This is a genomic window from Streptomyces sp. NBC_01498 (assembly GCF_036327775.1).
GTDB lineage: Bacteria > Actinomycetota > Actinomycetes > Streptomycetales > Streptomycetaceae > Streptomyces.
This window is the reverse complement of record NZ_CP109598.1, coordinates 4,065,696-4,081,871: the sequence shown is the minus strand read 5'-3', so window position 1 is coordinate 4,081,871 and position 16,176 is coordinate 4,065,696. Positions and strand designations below refer to the sequence as shown.

At 71.5% G+C, this 16,176-nt stretch carries 9 protein-coding genes, 1 pseudogene and 1 CRISPR repeat array; of the genes and pseudogenes, 6 read left to right on the top strand and 4 right to left on the bottom strand.

The window, feature by feature from the left end; genetic code table 11:
- Positions 1-43: 43 nt before the first annotated feature.
- Positions 44-928: a VanZ family protein gene (locus OG875_RS17445; RefSeq protein ID WP_330175148.1), complete on the bottom strand. Its 885-nt coding sequence runs from the start codon at positions 926-928 to the stop codon at positions 44-46.
- Positions 929-1,136: 208 nt separating this feature from the next.
- Between OG875_RS17445 and OG875_RS17440 the strand changes: the two genes are divergently transcribed.
- The gene (locus tag OG875_RS17440) at positions 1,137-2,780 is read left to right on the top strand and encodes a DNA repair helicase XPB (protein WP_330175147.1); all 1,644 of its coding nucleotides are present in this window, start codon (positions 1,137-1,139) and stop codon (positions 2,778-2,780) included.
- Positions 2,781-3,112: 332 nt separating this feature from the next.
- On the opposite strand, the gene OG875_RS17435 is transcribed toward OG875_RS17440, so the two are convergent.
- Entirely contained in the window at positions 3,113-3,322 is a 210-nt protein-coding gene (locus OG875_RS17435; RefSeq protein WP_330175146.1) for a hypothetical protein, read from the bottom strand.
- A 231-nt stretch (positions 3,323-3,553) separates the two neighbouring features.
- Positions 3,554-3,825: a CRISPR direct-repeat array (repeat unit 28 nt; unit sequence CGGAACACCCCCGCCCGTGCGGGGAAAA).
- A gap of 520 nt (positions 3,826-4,345) precedes the next feature.
- Between OG875_RS17435 and OG875_RS17430 the strand changes: the two genes are divergently transcribed.
- The gene (locus OG875_RS17430) at positions 4,346-6,412 is read left to right on the top strand and encodes a HelD family protein (protein WP_330177780.1); all 2,067 of its coding nucleotides are present in this window, start codon (positions 4,346-4,348) and stop codon (positions 6,410-6,412) included.
- A gap of 14 nt (positions 6,413-6,426) precedes the next feature.
- Positions 6,427-7,293 carry a signal peptidase II gene (locus OG875_RS17425; protein WP_330175145.1) on the top strand — a complete coding sequence of 289 codons (867 nt, stop codon included), beginning with the start codon at positions 6,427-6,429 and terminating at the stop codon, positions 7,291-7,293.
- An 86-nt stretch (positions 7,294-7,379) separates the two neighbouring features.
- Here OG875_RS17425 and OG875_RS17420 read toward each other — a convergent pair whose 3' ends face one another.
- Both OG875_RS17420 and OG875_RS17415 read right to left on the bottom strand, forming a co-directional pair.
- Positions 7,380-8,084, bottom strand: a complete 705-nt coding sequence (locus OG875_RS17420) for a copper homeostasis protein CutC (protein WP_330175144.1) — start codon at positions 8,082-8,084, stop codon at positions 7,380-7,382.
- A 254-nt stretch (positions 8,085-8,338) separates the two neighbouring features.
- Complete coding sequence (locus OG875_RS17415; RefSeq protein WP_330175143.1) at positions 8,339-8,578, bottom strand: hypothetical protein; 240 nt, start codon at positions 8,576-8,578, stop codon at positions 8,339-8,341.
- A 158-nt stretch (positions 8,579-8,736) separates the two neighbouring features.
- Here OG875_RS17415 and OG875_RS17410 point away from each other — a divergent pair, with 158 nt between their 5' ends.
- The 3 genes and pseudogenes from OG875_RS17410 to OG875_RS17400 form a co-directional block, all read left to right on the top strand.
- Complete coding sequence (locus OG875_RS17410; protein WP_330175142.1) at positions 8,737-11,103, top strand: heavy metal translocating P-type ATPase; 2,367 nt, start codon at positions 8,737-8,739, stop codon at positions 11,101-11,103.
- A 195-nt stretch (positions 11,104-11,298) separates the two neighbouring features.
- Positions 11,299-14,889 carry a DNA polymerase III subunit alpha gene (gene dnaE / locus OG875_RS17405; RefSeq protein WP_330175141.1) on the top strand — a complete coding sequence of 1,197 codons (3,591 nt, stop codon included), beginning with the start codon at positions 11,299-11,301 and terminating at the stop codon, positions 14,887-14,889.
- Positions 14,890-15,132: 243 nt separating this feature from the next.
- Positions 15,133-15,972: pseudogene (locus OG875_RS17400) on the top strand (ThuA domain-containing protein); the annotation flags it as partial.
- Positions 15,973-16,176: the final 204 nt, after the last annotated feature.

The window sequence follows — 16,176 nt, the reverse complement described above, 5'->3', positions numbered from 1 at the left end:
GGGTCCGGGTCCGGGTCCGGGTCCGGGTCCGGGTCCGGGAGGGCTACTTCCGGAAGCGCCCGGCGAGGGACGAGCCGGCCTTGGCCTTGGGAGCCGCCTTGGTGCCCGCCTTGGCCTGCGCGGCCGTCGTCTTCGCGGACGCCTTCGTGGATGTCTTGGCGGACGCCTTGGCGGGCGTCGTCTTCACGGACGGGGCCTTCTTGACGAACGGCCTGTTCACGAAGGGCCTTTTGGCGGCGGTCTCCTTGGGAGCCGCCTTCCGGGCCGTGGTCCGGGTACCCGTCGCGGGCTCGCGCCGTACCGCCGACCGCACCCGCTCGCTCCACGGCGCACGCCCGCCCGCGTCCGTGACGACACCCGCGCGCCGGGCCTTCTTCTCGGCCACCCGCTCGCGCTCCCGCTCCTCCTCGCGCTGGGCCCGCGCCTCCAGGGACCGGAACCCCAGGGTGTGGAAACGGTGGCTCAGCCGCCGCCCCAGCAGCAGATACGCGAGGAACGCACCGCTCGTGTTCATGATCACGTCGTCCACGTCGAAGGCCCGGCCCTCGACGACCGCGCCCTGCGCCAGCTCCACCACGATCATCATGGCGGCGGTCAGCGCGATGACCCGCAGCATCCGGAACCTGCGCGGCACCAGCACCGGCAGCAACAGCCCGAACGGCGCGCCCATCAGCACATTGCCGCCGACCTGCTTGCACGCGGCGAGGAACGTGTAGTCCTCGGCGTACATCCGCAACGAGTGCCCGGGGCGCAGATTGGCCCCGGCTATCTCCGACGAGGCGGGCGACGGGGTGAGCGTCAGGCTCGCCAGTACGACGGCGAACCCGGCGAGCAGGATGAGCGCGACAGCGAGGATGACCACCCGCAGCACGGCCCCGCCCCACGACGTACTCCAGTCCGCCCCGCCCCGCCCTGCCCCATCCCCCACACGCGCGCTCCCGCGCCCACCGTTCCGTCCCGCTTCAGCCGCCATACGCCCCGCTTTCCCCGGCCGGGGCCACCTACGCACGCAGACGCGGCCGGGTGCGGGATGTCCGTGGGCGCGCGTGCGGGTGAGGTGCGGGTCACTTCCGTGCCGAAGACGGCCGCGATGCGCGACACTGGTCGTTTGGCCGGTGCGGAAGGGATGCGGGTACGTGAACGGACCTCTGATCGTCCAGAGCGACAAGACGCTGCTGCTGGAGGTGGACCACGACCGGGCCGACGCCTGTCGGCGGGCCATCGCCCCGTTCGCGGAGCTGGAGCGCGCGCCGGAGCACATCCACACCTACCGGCTGACCCCGCTGGGGCTGTGGAACGCCCGCGCCGCCGGGCACGACGCCGAGCAGGTCATCGACGCGCTGGTGGAGTTCTCGCGCTATCCGGTGCCGCACGCGCTGCTCGTGGACGTCGCCGAGACCATGGCCCGGTACGGGCGGCTCACCCTCTCCAAGCACCCCACCCACGGGCTCGTGCTGACCAGCACCGACCGCCCGGTGCTGGAGGAGATCCTGCGGTCGAAGAAGGTGCAGCCGCTGGTCGGCGTACGGATCGACCCGGACACCGTGGCCGTGCACCCCTCCGAGCGCGGGCAGATCAAGCAGACACTGCTGAAGCTCGGCTGGCCGGCCGAGGACCTGGCCGGGTACGTGGACGGCGAGGCGCACCCGATCGAGCTGGACGAGCGGGAGTGGGCGCTGCGCCCGTACCAGAAACAGGCCGTCGAGGGCTTCTGGCACGGCGGGTCCGGGGTGGTCGTCCTGCCGTGCGGCGCGGGCAAGACGCTCGTCGGCGCGGGCGCGATGGCGCAGGCGAAGGCCACGACGCTGATCCTCGTCACCAACACCGTCTCCGCCCGGCAGTGGAAGCACGAGCTGATCCGGCGTACGTCGCTGACCGAGGAGGAGATCGGCGAGTACAGCGGTACGCGCAAGGAGATCCGCCCGGTCACGATCGCGACGTACCAGGTGCTCACGGTGCGCCGGAAGGGCGTCTACCCGCATCTGGAGCTGTTCGACTCGCGCGACTGGGGCCTGATCGTCTACGACGAGGTGCATCTGCTGCCCGCGCCCGTCTTCAAGTTCACCGCCGACCTCCAGGCGCGGCGCCGGCTGGGGCTGACGGCGACGCTCGTACGGGAGGACGGCCGTGAGTCGGACGTCTTCTCGCTCATCGGGCCCAAGCGGTTCGACGCGCCGTGGAAGGAGATCGAGGCGCAGGGCTACATCGCGCCCGCGGACTGCGTCGAGGTACGGGTCAATCTGACGGACGGCGAACGGCTGGCGTACGCGACGGCCGAGCAGGACGAGAAGTACCGGTTCTGCGCGACGACCGCCACGAAGCGCAAGGTGACGGAGGCGCTGGTCCGCAAGCACAAGGGCGAGCAGACACTGGTGATCGGCCAGTACATCGACCAGCTGGACGAGCTGGGCGAGCATCTGGACGCCCCGGTGATCAAGGGCGAGACGAGCAACGCGCAGCGGGAGAAGCTGTTCGAGGCGTTCCGGCAGGGCGAGATCTCGGTACTGGTCGTGTCGAAGGTGGCCAACTTCTCGATCGACCTGCCGGAGGCGACGGTCGCGATCCAGGTGTCGGGCACGTTCGGGTCCCGGCAGGAGGAGGCACAGCGGCTCGGCCGGGTGCTGCGTCCGAAGGCGGACGGGCACGAGGCGCGGTTCTACTCGGTGGTGGCGCGCGACACGATCGACCAGGACTTCGCGGCGCACCGCCAGCGCTTCCTCGCGGAGCAGGGGTACGCGTACCGCATCGTGGACGCGGACGAGTTGCTGGCGGGCGGCTGAGGGAATCGCGTACGCCAGGCCGGCGGGCGCCCGGGGGTGGTACGGCTCCGGGCGCGGACGCGAGCGACGGTTGCGGGTGCCGGGACGCCGACCCTTGCTGCCACCAGGGCGGTCGCGCTCCGCGCTCGGGCGGCACGAACCGGAAGGTCCCGGCCGCGAGCCGCGAAGCCGAGCGCGACAGCCGCTGCCGTACGGGCCCCGGCCTTCCGCGAACAGGAAGCCGAGCCTCCGCACGCACCACAGTCGGTGGTGGGACCGACTGCGGGGTGTCCGGGGGGACGGCGACGGCGCAGCGGGACGGGCACCGGCCAAGGCGGCGGCGGTTCGCCGACTCAGCGCATGACGCCCGCCTCCTCGCCGTACTCCCCCAGCACGGCCACGGTGAACGCGGCGCCGACGAAGACCTTGACGGCTCGCAGCGCGTTGCCCACCGGATGCGGGGTGTGCGCACCGGAATGAGGCTCGGACCCGAGCGCCGTCGCCCCGCTGCGCGCGGGGCGGACGTGCCCGGAGGGAATCGGGGTGAAGGTCGCGGTACTCATATGTCCATGGTCCTGCGCGGGCGCCGCAAACGCGTCGGTCCGGGGTGGTAATCCGGGACGCCGTTCGCTACGACTCCAGGGATAGGGGATCCCTTAGGGCATCCCCGAGAAGGCGTACGCCTCCGTCCCCCCGAGGAACCGGGGTCCGACGGAGACGGGCGCGCGGTCGTGAGCGTTGTTCGTCCATGTCGGGTGGGCGGGGTGCCGGTCTTGACGGGGGCGCCAGCGGGGAGGGACAGCCCCGCGCGAGCGGGGAAAACCATGTTCCGGCCGCAGTCCTCGCCTCCCCAGGCGGAACACCCCCGCCCGTGCGGGGAAAACGGTGCCTGCCTCGGTAAGAGCGCGCAGGATCTCGGAACACCCCCGCCCGTGCGGGGAAAATCTCGGCACCATGCAGAGCGCCACCCGCCGCAGCGGAACACCCCCGCCCGTGCGGGGAAAACCTTGACGATTTGCGCGCGCACCTCGTCCAATTCGGAACACCCCCGCCCGTGCGGGGAAAACCCTTCGTGACCTGCGGCCCAGCCGGGGCTTTGCAGTTCCTTCGCGTGAAACTGACGGACGCCGTTCGTCAACCCGTCGAGCGTAACCCGTGCAGTGGTCGCCGCAGCGGATGAACAAGACCGGCGCCCGCCCGACTCGCCTCACCCGCAGGCCAGTTGGGTCTGCCCGGCAGTGGACGGTGGCGCGCGCGTCTCCGAGTCCTGGTCGGGGTCCGCGCCGTCGGGGCGGGAAACCCGTTCGCCCGCCCGCCGCCCCGTGGCTACACTCTCCCTCTTCTCCCCGCCTCCCTCCGAGGAGCGGCGCCGGCCGGTCGGAAACCGGGTGGCCGCCCTGACGTGATCCACCGCCGACGCCTCGCCGCCACCCCCGCTCCAGCCCGGGTCGCGGCCCGTCGGCCTGCGTACATCCGGAGGCACCACCGTGTCCGCGCACGACCCCGCACCAGACCACCACCGGGCCGACGACCCGCTCGCCCGTGAGCGGGCCCATCTCGACGCCTCCCGCTCCGCGCTCCGCGCCATGCGCGAGGACGTGCAGGCCCTCGACATCCGTGACGTGACGGCGAACTGGGTGAACGCCGCCGTCCTCGAAGCGCAGATCGACGACCGCATCAAGGCCCTCGCCGACCTCTCCCACACCCCGCTCTTCTTCGGCCGTCTCGACTATCTGCACGCGGTCGGCGCCGCCGAGGCCGAGGGCGCCGAGGGCGAGCGTTTCTACATCGGCCGGCGGCACGTCCACGACGCCGGCGGCGACCCCATGGTCATCGACTGGCGCGCGCCCGTCTCCCAGCCCTTCTACCAGGCGTCCCGGAAGAACCCGCTGGACGTCGGGCTGCGCCGCCGCTTCGGCTACACGGCCGGGGAGCTGACCGCGTACGAGGACGAGGACCTCTCCGACCCGGCGAAGGCGGACACGCCGCACGCCGGCAAGCTGCTCCAGGCCGAGATCGAGCGACCGCGCGTCGGGCCCATGCGGGACATCGTCGCGACGATCCAGCCCGAGCAGGACGAGATCGTCCGTTCCGGGCTGGGCGGTTCCGTGTGTGTCCAGGGCGGTCCCGGCACCGGAAAGACGGCGGTCGGTCTGCACCGGGTGGCGTATCTGCTGTACGCGCACCGGGAACGGCTGGCCCGCACCGGCACCCTCGTCATCGGGCCGAACGCCTCCTTCCTCCACTACATCGAGCAAGTGCTCCCCGCGCTGGGCGAGTTGGAGGTCAAGCAGGCGACGGTCGACCAACTGGTCGCGTCGGCGCCCGGCCAGGTGCGGGTGCTGGGCGCGGACAGCGCGGAGACGGCGGTCGTCAAGGGCGACGCCCGGATGGCGCGGGTGCTGCGGCGGGCGGTCCGTTCGCACGTCACGCTGCCGACGGAGCCGGTCGTCGTGGTGCGCTGCTCCCGGCGCTGGCGCGTACCGGCGTACGAACTCGAAGAGACCGTAAGGGAGTTGCTGGACCGCGACATCCGTTACGGCGCCGCGCACGACGCCCTGCCGCAGCGCATCGCGCACGCCGTGCTCGTTCAGATGGAGAGATCCGGTGAGGCGCCCGACGACCGGGTGCAGGACGCGGTGGCCCGCAACCCGGCGGTGAAGGCGGCCGTGAAGGCGATCTGGCCGGCCGTGGACCCGGCGAAGCTGGTGCTGCGGCTGCTCTCCGACGCGGACTTCCTCGCCGCGCACGCGGAGGGGGTGCTGACGGCGGACGAGCAGAAGGCGCTGCTGTGGGCGAAGCCGCCGCGCGGCGTGAAGGCGGCGAAGTGGTCGTCGGCGGACGCGGTGCTGATCGACGAGGCGAACGACCTGGTGTCCCGCACGCATTCGCTCGGCCATGTCGTCCTGGACGAGGCGCAGGACCTGTCGCCGATGCAGTACCGGGCGGTGGGCCGACGCTGTTCGACCGGGTCGGCGACGGTGCTCGGGGACCTGGCGCAGGGCACCACGCCCTGGGCGACGGGGAGTTGGGCGGAGGCGCTGGCTCATCTAGGCAAACCGGACGCGGTGGTGGAGGAGTTGACGGCCGGCTTCCGCGTACCGCGTGAGGTGATCGCGTACGCGTCGCGCCTGCTGCCCGCGATCTCGCCGGGGCTGACGGCGGTGGCGTCGGTCCGTGAGTCGCCGGGCTCGCTGGAGGTACGGCGGGTCGAGGCGGCGGAGGGCCCGGACACGGCGGACGGGGCGGAGGACGGTCCGGACACGGCGGTCGGTCTGGACGCGGCGGTCGTCGGCGCGTGCGTGGAGGCGCTGCGCCACGAGGGTTCGATCGGCCTGATCACGGCGGACGCCCGGGTCCCGGCGCTGGCCGCCGCGCTGACGGCGGCGGACCTGCCGTATCTGGAACCCGGGCAGGAGACGACCGCTGCCTCCCGCCTCACCCTGGTCCCGGCGTCGCTGGCGAAGGGCCTGGAGTACGACTACGTCGTCCTGGACGAGCCGGCGGCGGTGGTGGCGGGCGAGCCGGACGAGCGGACGGGCCTGCGCCGTCTGTACGTGGCCCTGACCCGCGCGGTCTCGGGCCTGACGGTCCTCCACGCCTCCCCGCTCCCCCGCCAGCTGGACTCCGCGTGGGCGGGATCCGGCGAGTAGGCGACACTGTCGGGGTGAACGCGAACGAGGAGCCCGGGGCGGAGACGGCGGCGGACGTGACGGGGACGGACGTGCCGACGGCGGACGTGGGGGCAGGTGCGGGGGCGGCGGCGCACGGCCCCGGGGCTGACGGGGCTGACGGGGCTGACGGGGCTGACGGGGACGGTACGGCCACCGGCGCCCCGCCCGCACCGGAGGCCCGGAGCCAGGACCGGGGCCCGGAGGACCGGGGCCCGGACGGGGACCCGGACCGCCCCCACGCCCTCGGTTCCGTCCGGCGGCCCTTCTGGATCGCTCTCGGCGTCGCCCTCGCGCTGCTCCTCGTCGACCAGGGCACCAAGTGGTGGGCCGTCGGGGCGCTCGGGGACGCCCGGTCGATCTCCGTCATCGGCGACGTCATCCGCTTCTGGCTCGTCTACAACCCCGGCGCCGCCTTCTCCATGGGCACCGGCGTGACCTGGATCTTCACGATCTTCGCCGGGGTCGCCGTCGTCGGCATCGCCTGGTACGCCCGGCGCGTGCGCTCCACCCCCTGGGCGTACGCCCTCGGGCTGCTCCTCGGCGGCGCCACGTCGCACTTCGGCGACCGGCTCCTGCGCGAACCCTCTTTCGGGCACGGCCATGTCGTCGACTTCATCGACTACGCGGGCTTCTTCGTCGGCAACGTCGCCGACATCGGGATCTTCGCGGGAGCCGTCGCCATCGTGGTGCTCTCGTTCAAGGGCATCGAGGCGGACGGGACAGTCACCCCCGCCCGCCCCGACGACCGGGCGGAGGCAGACACGGCGAACGAGACGGACGGGACAGGCGGGACGACCGGGACCGGCAAGACCGGTGAAACCGGCGCGGCGGGCGCTCCGGGCGCCGACCTCCCGGCGTAACCCGCGCCCCGTGCGCCCCGCGCACCCGCTCCGTCCCGCCCGCGTCCCCCGCCGGCCCCGCGCAATCCGCGTAACCCGGACAGGGCCTACGCGTCGATCGCCTCGCGCCACTCCCGTACCGTCGCCTCGTCCACCGGCGCCTCCCAGCCGTTCGGCCGTGCCGCGCCGCCGATGTGGAACGCGTGCAGGCCGCCCGCCCGCAGCCGGGGCAGATGGTCGAGGCGCAGGCCGCCGCCGACGAGGAGTTCGGGACCGTAGCCCGGTTCGTCGTCGGCGGCGGACGCCGCCTCCGCCAGCAGGACGGGGATGCCGTCGTCCACGCCGTTCGCCGAACCGGCCGTGAGATACGTGTCCAGGCCCGGCAGGTCCGCCAGCCGCTTGCGCAGCTCGTCACGGTCGGCCGCCCGGTCGATCGCGCGGTGGAAGGTCCAGCGGCACGGGTCCAGCTCCGCGACCAGCCGTTCGACGGTGACGAGATCCGGGTTGCCGGCCGGGTCGAGGAAGCCGAGCACGAACTCGTCCGCCCCCTCCATCCGCATCGCGCCCACGGCGTCCACCAGCGCGTCCACGTCGTCCGGGGTGCCCGCCGCGAACCCGTCCTGGAGTCTCAGCATCACGCGCAGCGGAATGTCCACCGAGGCGCGGATCTTGGCGAAGGTCTCGACCGGCGGGGTGAGACCGTCCGCCGCCATGTCGGTGACCAGCTCAAGGCGGTCCGCCCCACCCGCCTGGGCCGCGACGGCGTCCTCGGCGTCGAGGGCGATCACCTCCAGGACTGCACGCTTGCTCATGGGAACCCATTCCGTTCGGGAAGCTGGTCGAGAGGAGACCTCTATAGGTCTAGTCCAATAGCCAGCCTACGACGTCGCACGGCGCGACCGCATCACTACGCCTACCCCCACACGACATCACCGATCGCCGCTCCGCACGGCGAAGGCCACGTTCCGCCCCTCCCCGTCACGATCGTGGTGCCCGTCATGCCCGTCGCGCCCGAAATCCGGGAGAACGGCGCCCGTACGCCTCGGATCACTCGTGCGGCAGGCGCTCAGTGCGCCGTCGGCGCCGCCTCACCCCTGCCGTCACCCCCGCCCTCGCCCTCCCCGCCGTGCCGCTCCTCCTCGTGCACCGCGGGCGGCGGCTTCTCGGCGACCACGGGGTCCATCGCCGCCCCCACCCCGTACGCGACCCCGAACACCGCGACGAGCACGGCGGCGTACGCGGCGATCCTGACTCCGGTGTTCGACAGCCCAATGTTCGACCGTCCGGCGTTCGCCTTGACATCCATGGTTCGAAGATACCCCTAGGGGGTATAAAGTCAACCTCGGAGAACCGAGGAACTACCCTTGCCCGGGATAGGGGCGAGGGGTATACCGGAACAGGGGAAGATACCTCCCAGGGGTATGACGAACTCCCGGGAGCCCCGACACGGAGGAGACACCAGTCATGAGCACCGCCCGGACGACCGACACATCCGCCGGCACCCCCGGCGCCCCGGCCGCCGCCACGGCCGACGTCGAGCTGGCCATCGGTGGTATGACCTGCGCCTCCTGCGCGGCCCGTGTCGAGAAGAAGCTCAACCGCATGGACGGCGTCGAGGCGACGGTCAACTACGCCACGGAGAAGGCCAGGGTCAGCTACGCGCCCGGCGCCCTCTCCGTACGCGACCTGATCGCCACCGTCGAGGCGACCGGCTACACGGCGGCCGAGCCACCCCCGCCCCGGCCGGCCCGCCCCACCCCGCACACCGGCCCGGACGGGCGGGAGCAGGACGGGCGGGAGCAGGACGGGCGGGAACAGGACGGGCGGGAACAGGCCGAGCCCGACCAGGCCGACGACGGGCTGCGCCCCCTGCGCCAACGGCTGATCACGGCCGTCGTACTGGCCGTGCCCGTCGTCGCGATGGCGATGATCCCGGCCCTCCAGTTCGCGTACTGGCAATGGCTGTCCCTGGCCCTCGCCGCCCCCGTCGTCACGTACGCCGCCTGGCCCTTCCACCGCGCCGCCTGGACCAACCTCCGGCACGGCGCCGCCACGATGGACACGCTGATCTCGGTCGGTGTGTCGGCGGCGTTCCTCTGGTCGCTGTGGGCGCTGTTCTTCGGCACGGCGGGCACGCCCGGCATGACCCACGCCTTCGAGCTGACCGTCGCGCGCGGGGACGGCGCGGGGAACATCTACTTCGAGGCGGCGGCGGGCGTCACCGCCTTCATCCTGGCCGGGCGGTATTTCGAGGCCCGCTCCAAGCGCACGGCGGGCGCCGCGCTCCGGGCGCTGCTGGAGCTGGGCGCCAAGGAAGTGACCGTGCTGCGCGACGGCCGTGAAGTGACGCTTCCGACGGGCGAGTTGGCGGTCGGGGACAGGTTCGTCGTACGGCCCGGGGAGAAGATCGCGACCGACGGCACGGTGGTGGAGGGCACGTCCGCCGTCGACGCGTCGATGCTCACCGGCGAGTCGGTGCCGTTGGAGGTCGCCCCCGGCGACGGGGTCACGGGCGCCACGCTCAACGCGGGCGGCAGGCTCGTGGTGGAGGCCACCCGGATCGGGTCCGACACGCAGCTCGCCCGGATGGCGCGCATGGTGGAGGACGCGCAGAACGGCAAGGCGGCGGCCCAGCGGCTCGCCGACCGGATCTCCGCCGTCTTCGTGCCCGTGGTCATCGCCCTCGCGCTCGGCACGTTCGGTTTCTGGCTGGGCAACGGTGCGGGCCTGACGGCCGCGTTCACGGCCGCCGTCGCCGTACTGATCATCGCCTGCCCCTGCGCCCTCGGGCTCGCCACCCCGACCGCCCTCATGGTGGGTACGGGGCGCGGCGCCCAGCTCGGCGTCCTGATCAAGGGCCCCGAGGTGCTGGAGTCGACGCGCGAGGCGGACACGATCGTCCTCGACAAGACCGGCACCGTCACCACCGGCCGGATGGCCCTTCTCGGGGTTCACCCGGCCACGGGCACCGACGCGGACGAACTCCTGCGCCTGGCGGGGGCGCTGGAGCACGCCTCGGAGCACCCGATCGCCCGCGCGGTGGCGGCGGGCGCGGCCGAGCGGGTCGGCGCTCTGCCGGGAGTCGAGGACTTCACGAACGTCCCCGGCCTCGGCGTCCGGGGCGTCGTGGCGGGCCGCGCCGTCGTCGCGGGCCGGGCGAAGCTGCTGGCCGAGTGGGAGATCCGGCTCCCCGAGGAGCTGGAGAGCGGGCGGCGGGCGGCGGAGGCGGCGGGCCGTACGGTCGTCGCGGTGGCCTGGGACGGCGAGGCGCGCGGCATCCTGGAGGTCGCCGACGCCGTCAAGGAGACCAGCGCCGAGGCGGTGCGCCGGCTGCGCGCCCTCGGGCTGACGCCGGTCCTGCTCACCGGGGACAACCGGACCGTCGCCGAGGCGGTGGCGAAGGAGGTCGGGATCGACGAGGTGATCGCCGAGGTCATGCCGGAGGAGAAGGTCGAGGTCGTCAAGCGCCTCCAGGCGCGGGGCGCGTCGGTCGCGATGGTCGGGGACGGGGTCAACGACGCCGCCGCGCTCGCCCAGGCGGACCTCGGACTGGCCATGGGCACGGGGACGGACGCCGCCATCGAGGCCGGTGACCTGACCCTGGTGACCGGCGATCTGCGTGCCGCCGCCGACGCCATCCGGCTGGCCCGCCGGACGCTCGGCACGATCAAGGGGAATCTGTTCTGGGCGTTCGGCTACAACGTCGCGGCGATCCCGCTCGCGGCGGCCGGGCTCCTCAACCCGATGATCGCGGGCGCGGCCATGGCCTTCTCGTCGGTGTTCGTGGTCGGCAACTCGCTGCGGCTGCGGGGCTTCAAGGCGGCGGGCTGAGGGGGCGGACCGGGAGCGGGACGGGAGCCGGACCGGCGCGGGACGAGACGCGGACCGGGGGGCCCGCGGGCTCGGAGCGGCCCGGGGGACGTCTCCGTCGATCACGCCGGCGGACACCCCCCGGGCCGCTCCCCGGCGGGGCGCCGAGGGATAGGGTGGGGGCTTCCCCAGACCTGCCTCGGAGGTGCCTTCCCGGTGGCTGACAGCTTCGTTCACCTGCACAATCACACCGAATACTCGATGCTGGACGGTGCCCAGCGGCTGAAGCCGATGTTCGCCGAGGTCGCGCGGCAGGGCATGCCGGCGATCGCGATGAGCGACCACGGCAACATGTTCGGTGCCTACGAGTTCCAGCAGGTGGCCAAGGGCTTCGACGGTGTGAAACCGATCATCGGGATCGAGGCGTACGTCGCCCCCTCCAGCCGCCGGAATCGCAAGCAGGAGTTCTGGGGCCCCGGCGGAGTCCGGGCCATGTCGGACGACGGCGAGGGCTCGAAGGACGTCTCGGGCGGCGGCCGGTTCACCCACATGACGATGTGGGCGCGGAACGTCCAGGGCCTGCGCAACCTGTTCTACCTGGCCACCGAGGCGTCGTACACGGGCCAGTTCCCGGCGGGCAAGCCCCGGATGGACATGGAGCTGATCTCCGAGCACGCCGAGGGGATCATCGGCACCACCGGCTGCCCCTCGGGCGCGATCCAGACCCGGCTGCGGCTGAACCAGTACGCCGAGGCGCGCGAGGTGGCCGCCTCGTACCAGGACATCCTCGGCAAGGAGAACTACTTCCTGGAGCTGATGGACCACGGCCTGGACCTCGAACGCAACGTCCGCGCCGACCTGTTGCGGCTGGCCAAGGATCTCGACATCCCCCTGCTGGCCACCAACGACGCCCACTACGTGCTGGAAGAGCACGCGGACGCGCACGACAACCTGCTGTGCATCGGCGTCGGCAAGAACAAGGACGACCCGAACCGGTTCAAGTTCAACGGCAGTGGCTACTACCTCAAGACCGCCGCAGAGATGCGGGAGTTGTTCTCGGAGCTTCCCGAAGCGTGCGACAACACCCTGCTGATCGCCGAGCGGATCGAGTCCTACAAGGAGGTCTTCGACCCCGAGGACGAGATGCCGCAGTTCCCGGACGTCCCCGAGGGCGAGACCCAGGAATCGTGGCTGCGCCGGGAGTGCGTCAAGGGGCTGGAGATGCGCTACGGCACTCCCCTGCCCGACGAGGTGACCGAGCGGTTCGAGACCGAGATGAAGGTCATCGGCCCGATGGGCTTCAGCTCGTACTTCCTCGTCGTCGCGGACATCTGCCGGTACGCCCGTGACAACCGGATCCCGGTCGGCCCCGGCCGAGGGTCCGCGACCGGCTCGATCGTCGCGTACGCCACCCGTATCACCGAGCTGTGCCCGCTGGAGCACGGTCTGCTCTTCGAGCGGTTCCTGAACCCGGAGCGCATCAACCCCCCCGATGTCGACCTCGACTTCGACGACCGCCACCGCGACCGGATGGTGCGGTACGTCGTGGAGAAGTACGGCGACGAGTACACCGCCATGGTGAACACGTTCGGCAAGCTGAAGGCCAAGAACGCGATCAAGGACACCTCGCGTCTCATGGGCTACCCGTTCAGCCACGGCGAGCGCATCACCAAGGCCCTGCCGGCCGATGTGATGGGCAAGAGCATCCCCCTGGACGGCATCTTCGACCCGAACCACCCCCGCTACGGGGAGGCCGGCGAGATCCGGGGGCTGTACGAGAACGAGCCCGACGTCCGGAAGGTCATGGACGGCGCCAAGGGCGTCGAGGGCCTGATCCGCAACACCGGTGTCCACGCGGCGGCCGTCATCCTGTCCAAGACCAGGCTGACCGACCGTATCCCGCTGCACATGCGCGCCAAGGACGGCGTGAAGATCACCGGCTTCGACTATCCCAGTTGCGAAGACATGGGCCTGGTCAAGATGGACTTCCTGGGTCTGCGCAACCTGGGCGTCATCGACCACGCGCTCCAGAACATCCGGGAGAACCGCGGCGTCAGCATCACCACCGACACCGTCCCCCAGGACGACCAGCAGCCCATCCCGCTGGACGACCCGACGACGTACCAACTCCTCGGCCGGGGCGACACGTTCGGCGTGTTCCAGCTCGACGGCGGCGGCATGCGCACCCTGCTGAAGCTGATGGAGCCGACCCGGTTCGAGGACATCGCGGCGGCCCTCGCCCTGTACCGGCCGGGCCCGATGGCGGCCAACGCGCACACCAACTACGCGCACCGCAAGACCGGCCGCCAGGAGATCGAGCCGATCCACCCCGAACTGCGGGACGCCCTGGAGCCGATCCTCGGCAACACCTTCCATCTGCTGATCTACCAAGAGCAGATCATGGCCATCGCCCGGCAGCTCGCCGGCTACACCCTCGGCGGCGCCGACCTGCTGCGCCGCGCGATGGGCAAGAAGAAGCCCGAGGTGCTGGCCGCCGAGTGGGAGAAGTTCCACGGCGGCATGCGGGACAACAAGTACTCCGAGGAGTCCATCAAGGCCCTCTGGGACGTCATGCTCCCGTTCTCCGGCTACGCCTTCAACAAGTCCCACACCGCCGGATACGGGCTGGTGTCGTACTGGACCGCCTACCTGAAGGCCAACTACCCGGCCGAGTACATGGCGGCGCTCCTCACCTCCGTCGGCGACGACAAGGACAAGGCGGGCGTCTACCTCGCCGACGCGCGCAAGCTCGGCGTGCAGGTACTGCCGCCGGACGTCAACGAGTCGGTGGCCAACTTCACCGCCGTCGGCGACGACGTCCGCTTCGGTCTGCGCTCGGTCCGCAACGTCGGTGAGAACGTCATCGAATCGCTGGTCGCGTCCCGCAAGTCGAAGGGCAAGTACGGCTCGTTCCCCGACTTCCTCGACAAGGCGGACATCGCCGCGCTCAACAAGCGGGCCGTCGACTCCCTCATCAAGGCCGGCGCCTTCGACTCGCTGAACCACTCGCGCAAGGGCCTGTCGGCCGTGCACGAGGACGCCATCGACTCGATCATCCCGGTCAAGAAGCAGGCGGCGATCGGCCAGGACGACCTCTTCGGCGACATGGGCGGCAGCGACGACGGCGCCCCCGTCTTCGGCCTCGACTTCAAGATCGACGAGGGCGAGTGGCCCCGTAAGCAACTCCTCGCCGCCGAGCGGGAGATGCTCGGCATGTACGTCTCCGCGCACCCGCTGGACGGCACCGAGCACATCCTGTCCCGCGCCCGGGACACCACGATCAGCGAACTCGTCGGCTCGGGCCGCACCGAGGGCGTGGCTAAGCTCGCCGGCCTGATCACCAGCGTGGACCGGCGGATGACGAAGCAGGGCAACCCGTGGGCCATCGTGAATCTCGCCGACCGTGACGGCGAGATGGAGATCCTGTTCTTCCCGGCCACCTACACGCTCGTGCAGCACGCGCTGATCCCGGACAGTGTGGTGTCCGTACAGGGCCGTCTCAACGACCGTGACGGGGCGGTCAGCATCTTCGGCCAGGAGATCGAGGTGCTGGACGTCTCGTCGGCGGAGAGCGGCGGCAAGCCGCCCGTACAGCTCCAGCTGCGGGCGCACCGCGTGAACGAGCCGACCGTTCAGGAACTGAAGAGGATCCTGGGCGCGCACAAGGGGGACAGTCCGGTACGCCTCCAGGTGCGCACCCCGGAGAAGACGGTCGTCTACTCCCTGGGATTCGAAGTCGATCCGGGCTCGGTGGCCTCGGACATCAAGGGGACCCTCGGCGCGGACGTCTGGATCGGCGTGGTGTGAGGCGGTCCCCGTTCGCGGGCGGGCGTGAGTGAGTGAGCGGCGTGCACCGGCTCCCGGTGCACGCCGCTTCGTGTCCGTTCTGCTTCGCGTACGGGGCGCTTCACCGTTCGTGCCGCTTCGGGTCCTGGCCACTTCGTGTACGGGGCGCCCGGACACCCTCGGCGCCCTCTGTTGCCTTTCCTTCCCATCTGTCATATTCATGACAACCCCCATGGCAACCCCCACTCAGGAAGGGACCGTCACGTGCTCACCGGGACACGTTCCACGAGACACCCGCTCCGCCTGCTCCTGCTGCTCGCCGTCCTCCTCTGCCTGGCCGCGCTGCCCACCACCGGCCGTACGGCCTCCGCCGCCCCCGCCGGGGAGAAGGCGGCGGACTTCAAGGTCCTCGCCTTCTACCAGGGCACCTGGGACGCCGCCCACATCAACTTCGTCCAGGAAGCCAACAGGTGGTTCCCCCAGACGGCGGCGGCCAACAACTTCACCTACGAGTCGACCAACAACTGGAACCGGCTGACCGGCACCGGCCTCCAGGGCGTCGACGTCGTCCTCTTCCTCGACGACCTGCCGCAGAGCGCCGCCCAGCGGTCGGGCTTCGAGAGCTACATGCGCGCCGGCGGCGGCTGGATGGGCTTCCACGTCGCCGCGTTCACCACGGGCGCCCAGCAGTGGCCCTGGTACCACAACCAGTTCCTGGGCAGCGGCAACTTCCGCTCCAACACCTGGGGTCCGACCACCGCCACACTGCGCACCGAGAACACCTCGCACCCGGCGCTCGCGGGTGTCCCGGCGACCTTCACCTCGTCGGTCAGTGAGTGGTACAGCTGGTCGAACAACCTCCGGTCGAACCCGTCCATCAAGGTCCTGGCCTCGGTCGACCGGTCGAGCTTCCCGCTCGGCACGGACCCCAACCAGTCCTGGTACAGCGGCGACTACCCGATCCTGTGGACCAACAGCGACTACCGCATGCTGTACGCGAACTTCGGCCACAACGCCATGGACTACGCCACCAACACCGGCCTGTCCTCCACCTTCGGCAGCGCGACACAGAACCGCTTCCTGATCAACGGCCTGAAGTGGCTGGCCCAGTGATGACCCGCTGAGCGACCGTGACGGGTTTCCGGTGCGGGTTCCCGAATCCGGTCGACGGGGCGGGGCCGGTGGCCATGACGGTCACCGGCCCCGCCCCCGGACGCTCGACCGGCCCCCGCCCCCGGCCGTTCGACCGGCCCGGCCCGGCCCCCGACCGCTCGCTCCCCGACCGCCTCGCTCACCGGGCGTCCACTC

Excerpts from the sequence above, each read along its gene's own strand:
- OG875_RS17435 (WP_330175146.1), bottom strand. The coding sequence starts at position 3,322 with ATGAGTACCGCGACCTTCACCCCGATTCCCTCCGGGCACGTCCGCCCC.
- OG875_RS17415 (WP_330175143.1), bottom strand. The coding sequence starts at position 8,578 with ATGGATGTCAAGGCGAACGCCGGACGGTCGAACATTGGGCTGTCGAAC.
- OG875_RS17420 (WP_330175144.1), bottom strand. The coding sequence starts at position 8,084 with ATGAGCAAGCGTGCAGTCCTGGAGGTGATCGCCCTCGACGCCGAGGAC.
- OG875_RS17410 (WP_330175142.1), top strand. The coding sequence starts at position 8,737 with ATGAGCACCGCCCGGACGACCGACACATCCGCCGGCACCCCCGGCGCC.
- OG875_RS17430 (WP_330177780.1), top strand. The coding sequence starts at position 4,346 with ATGCGCGAGGACGTGCAGGCCCTCGACATCCGTGACGTGACGGCGAAC.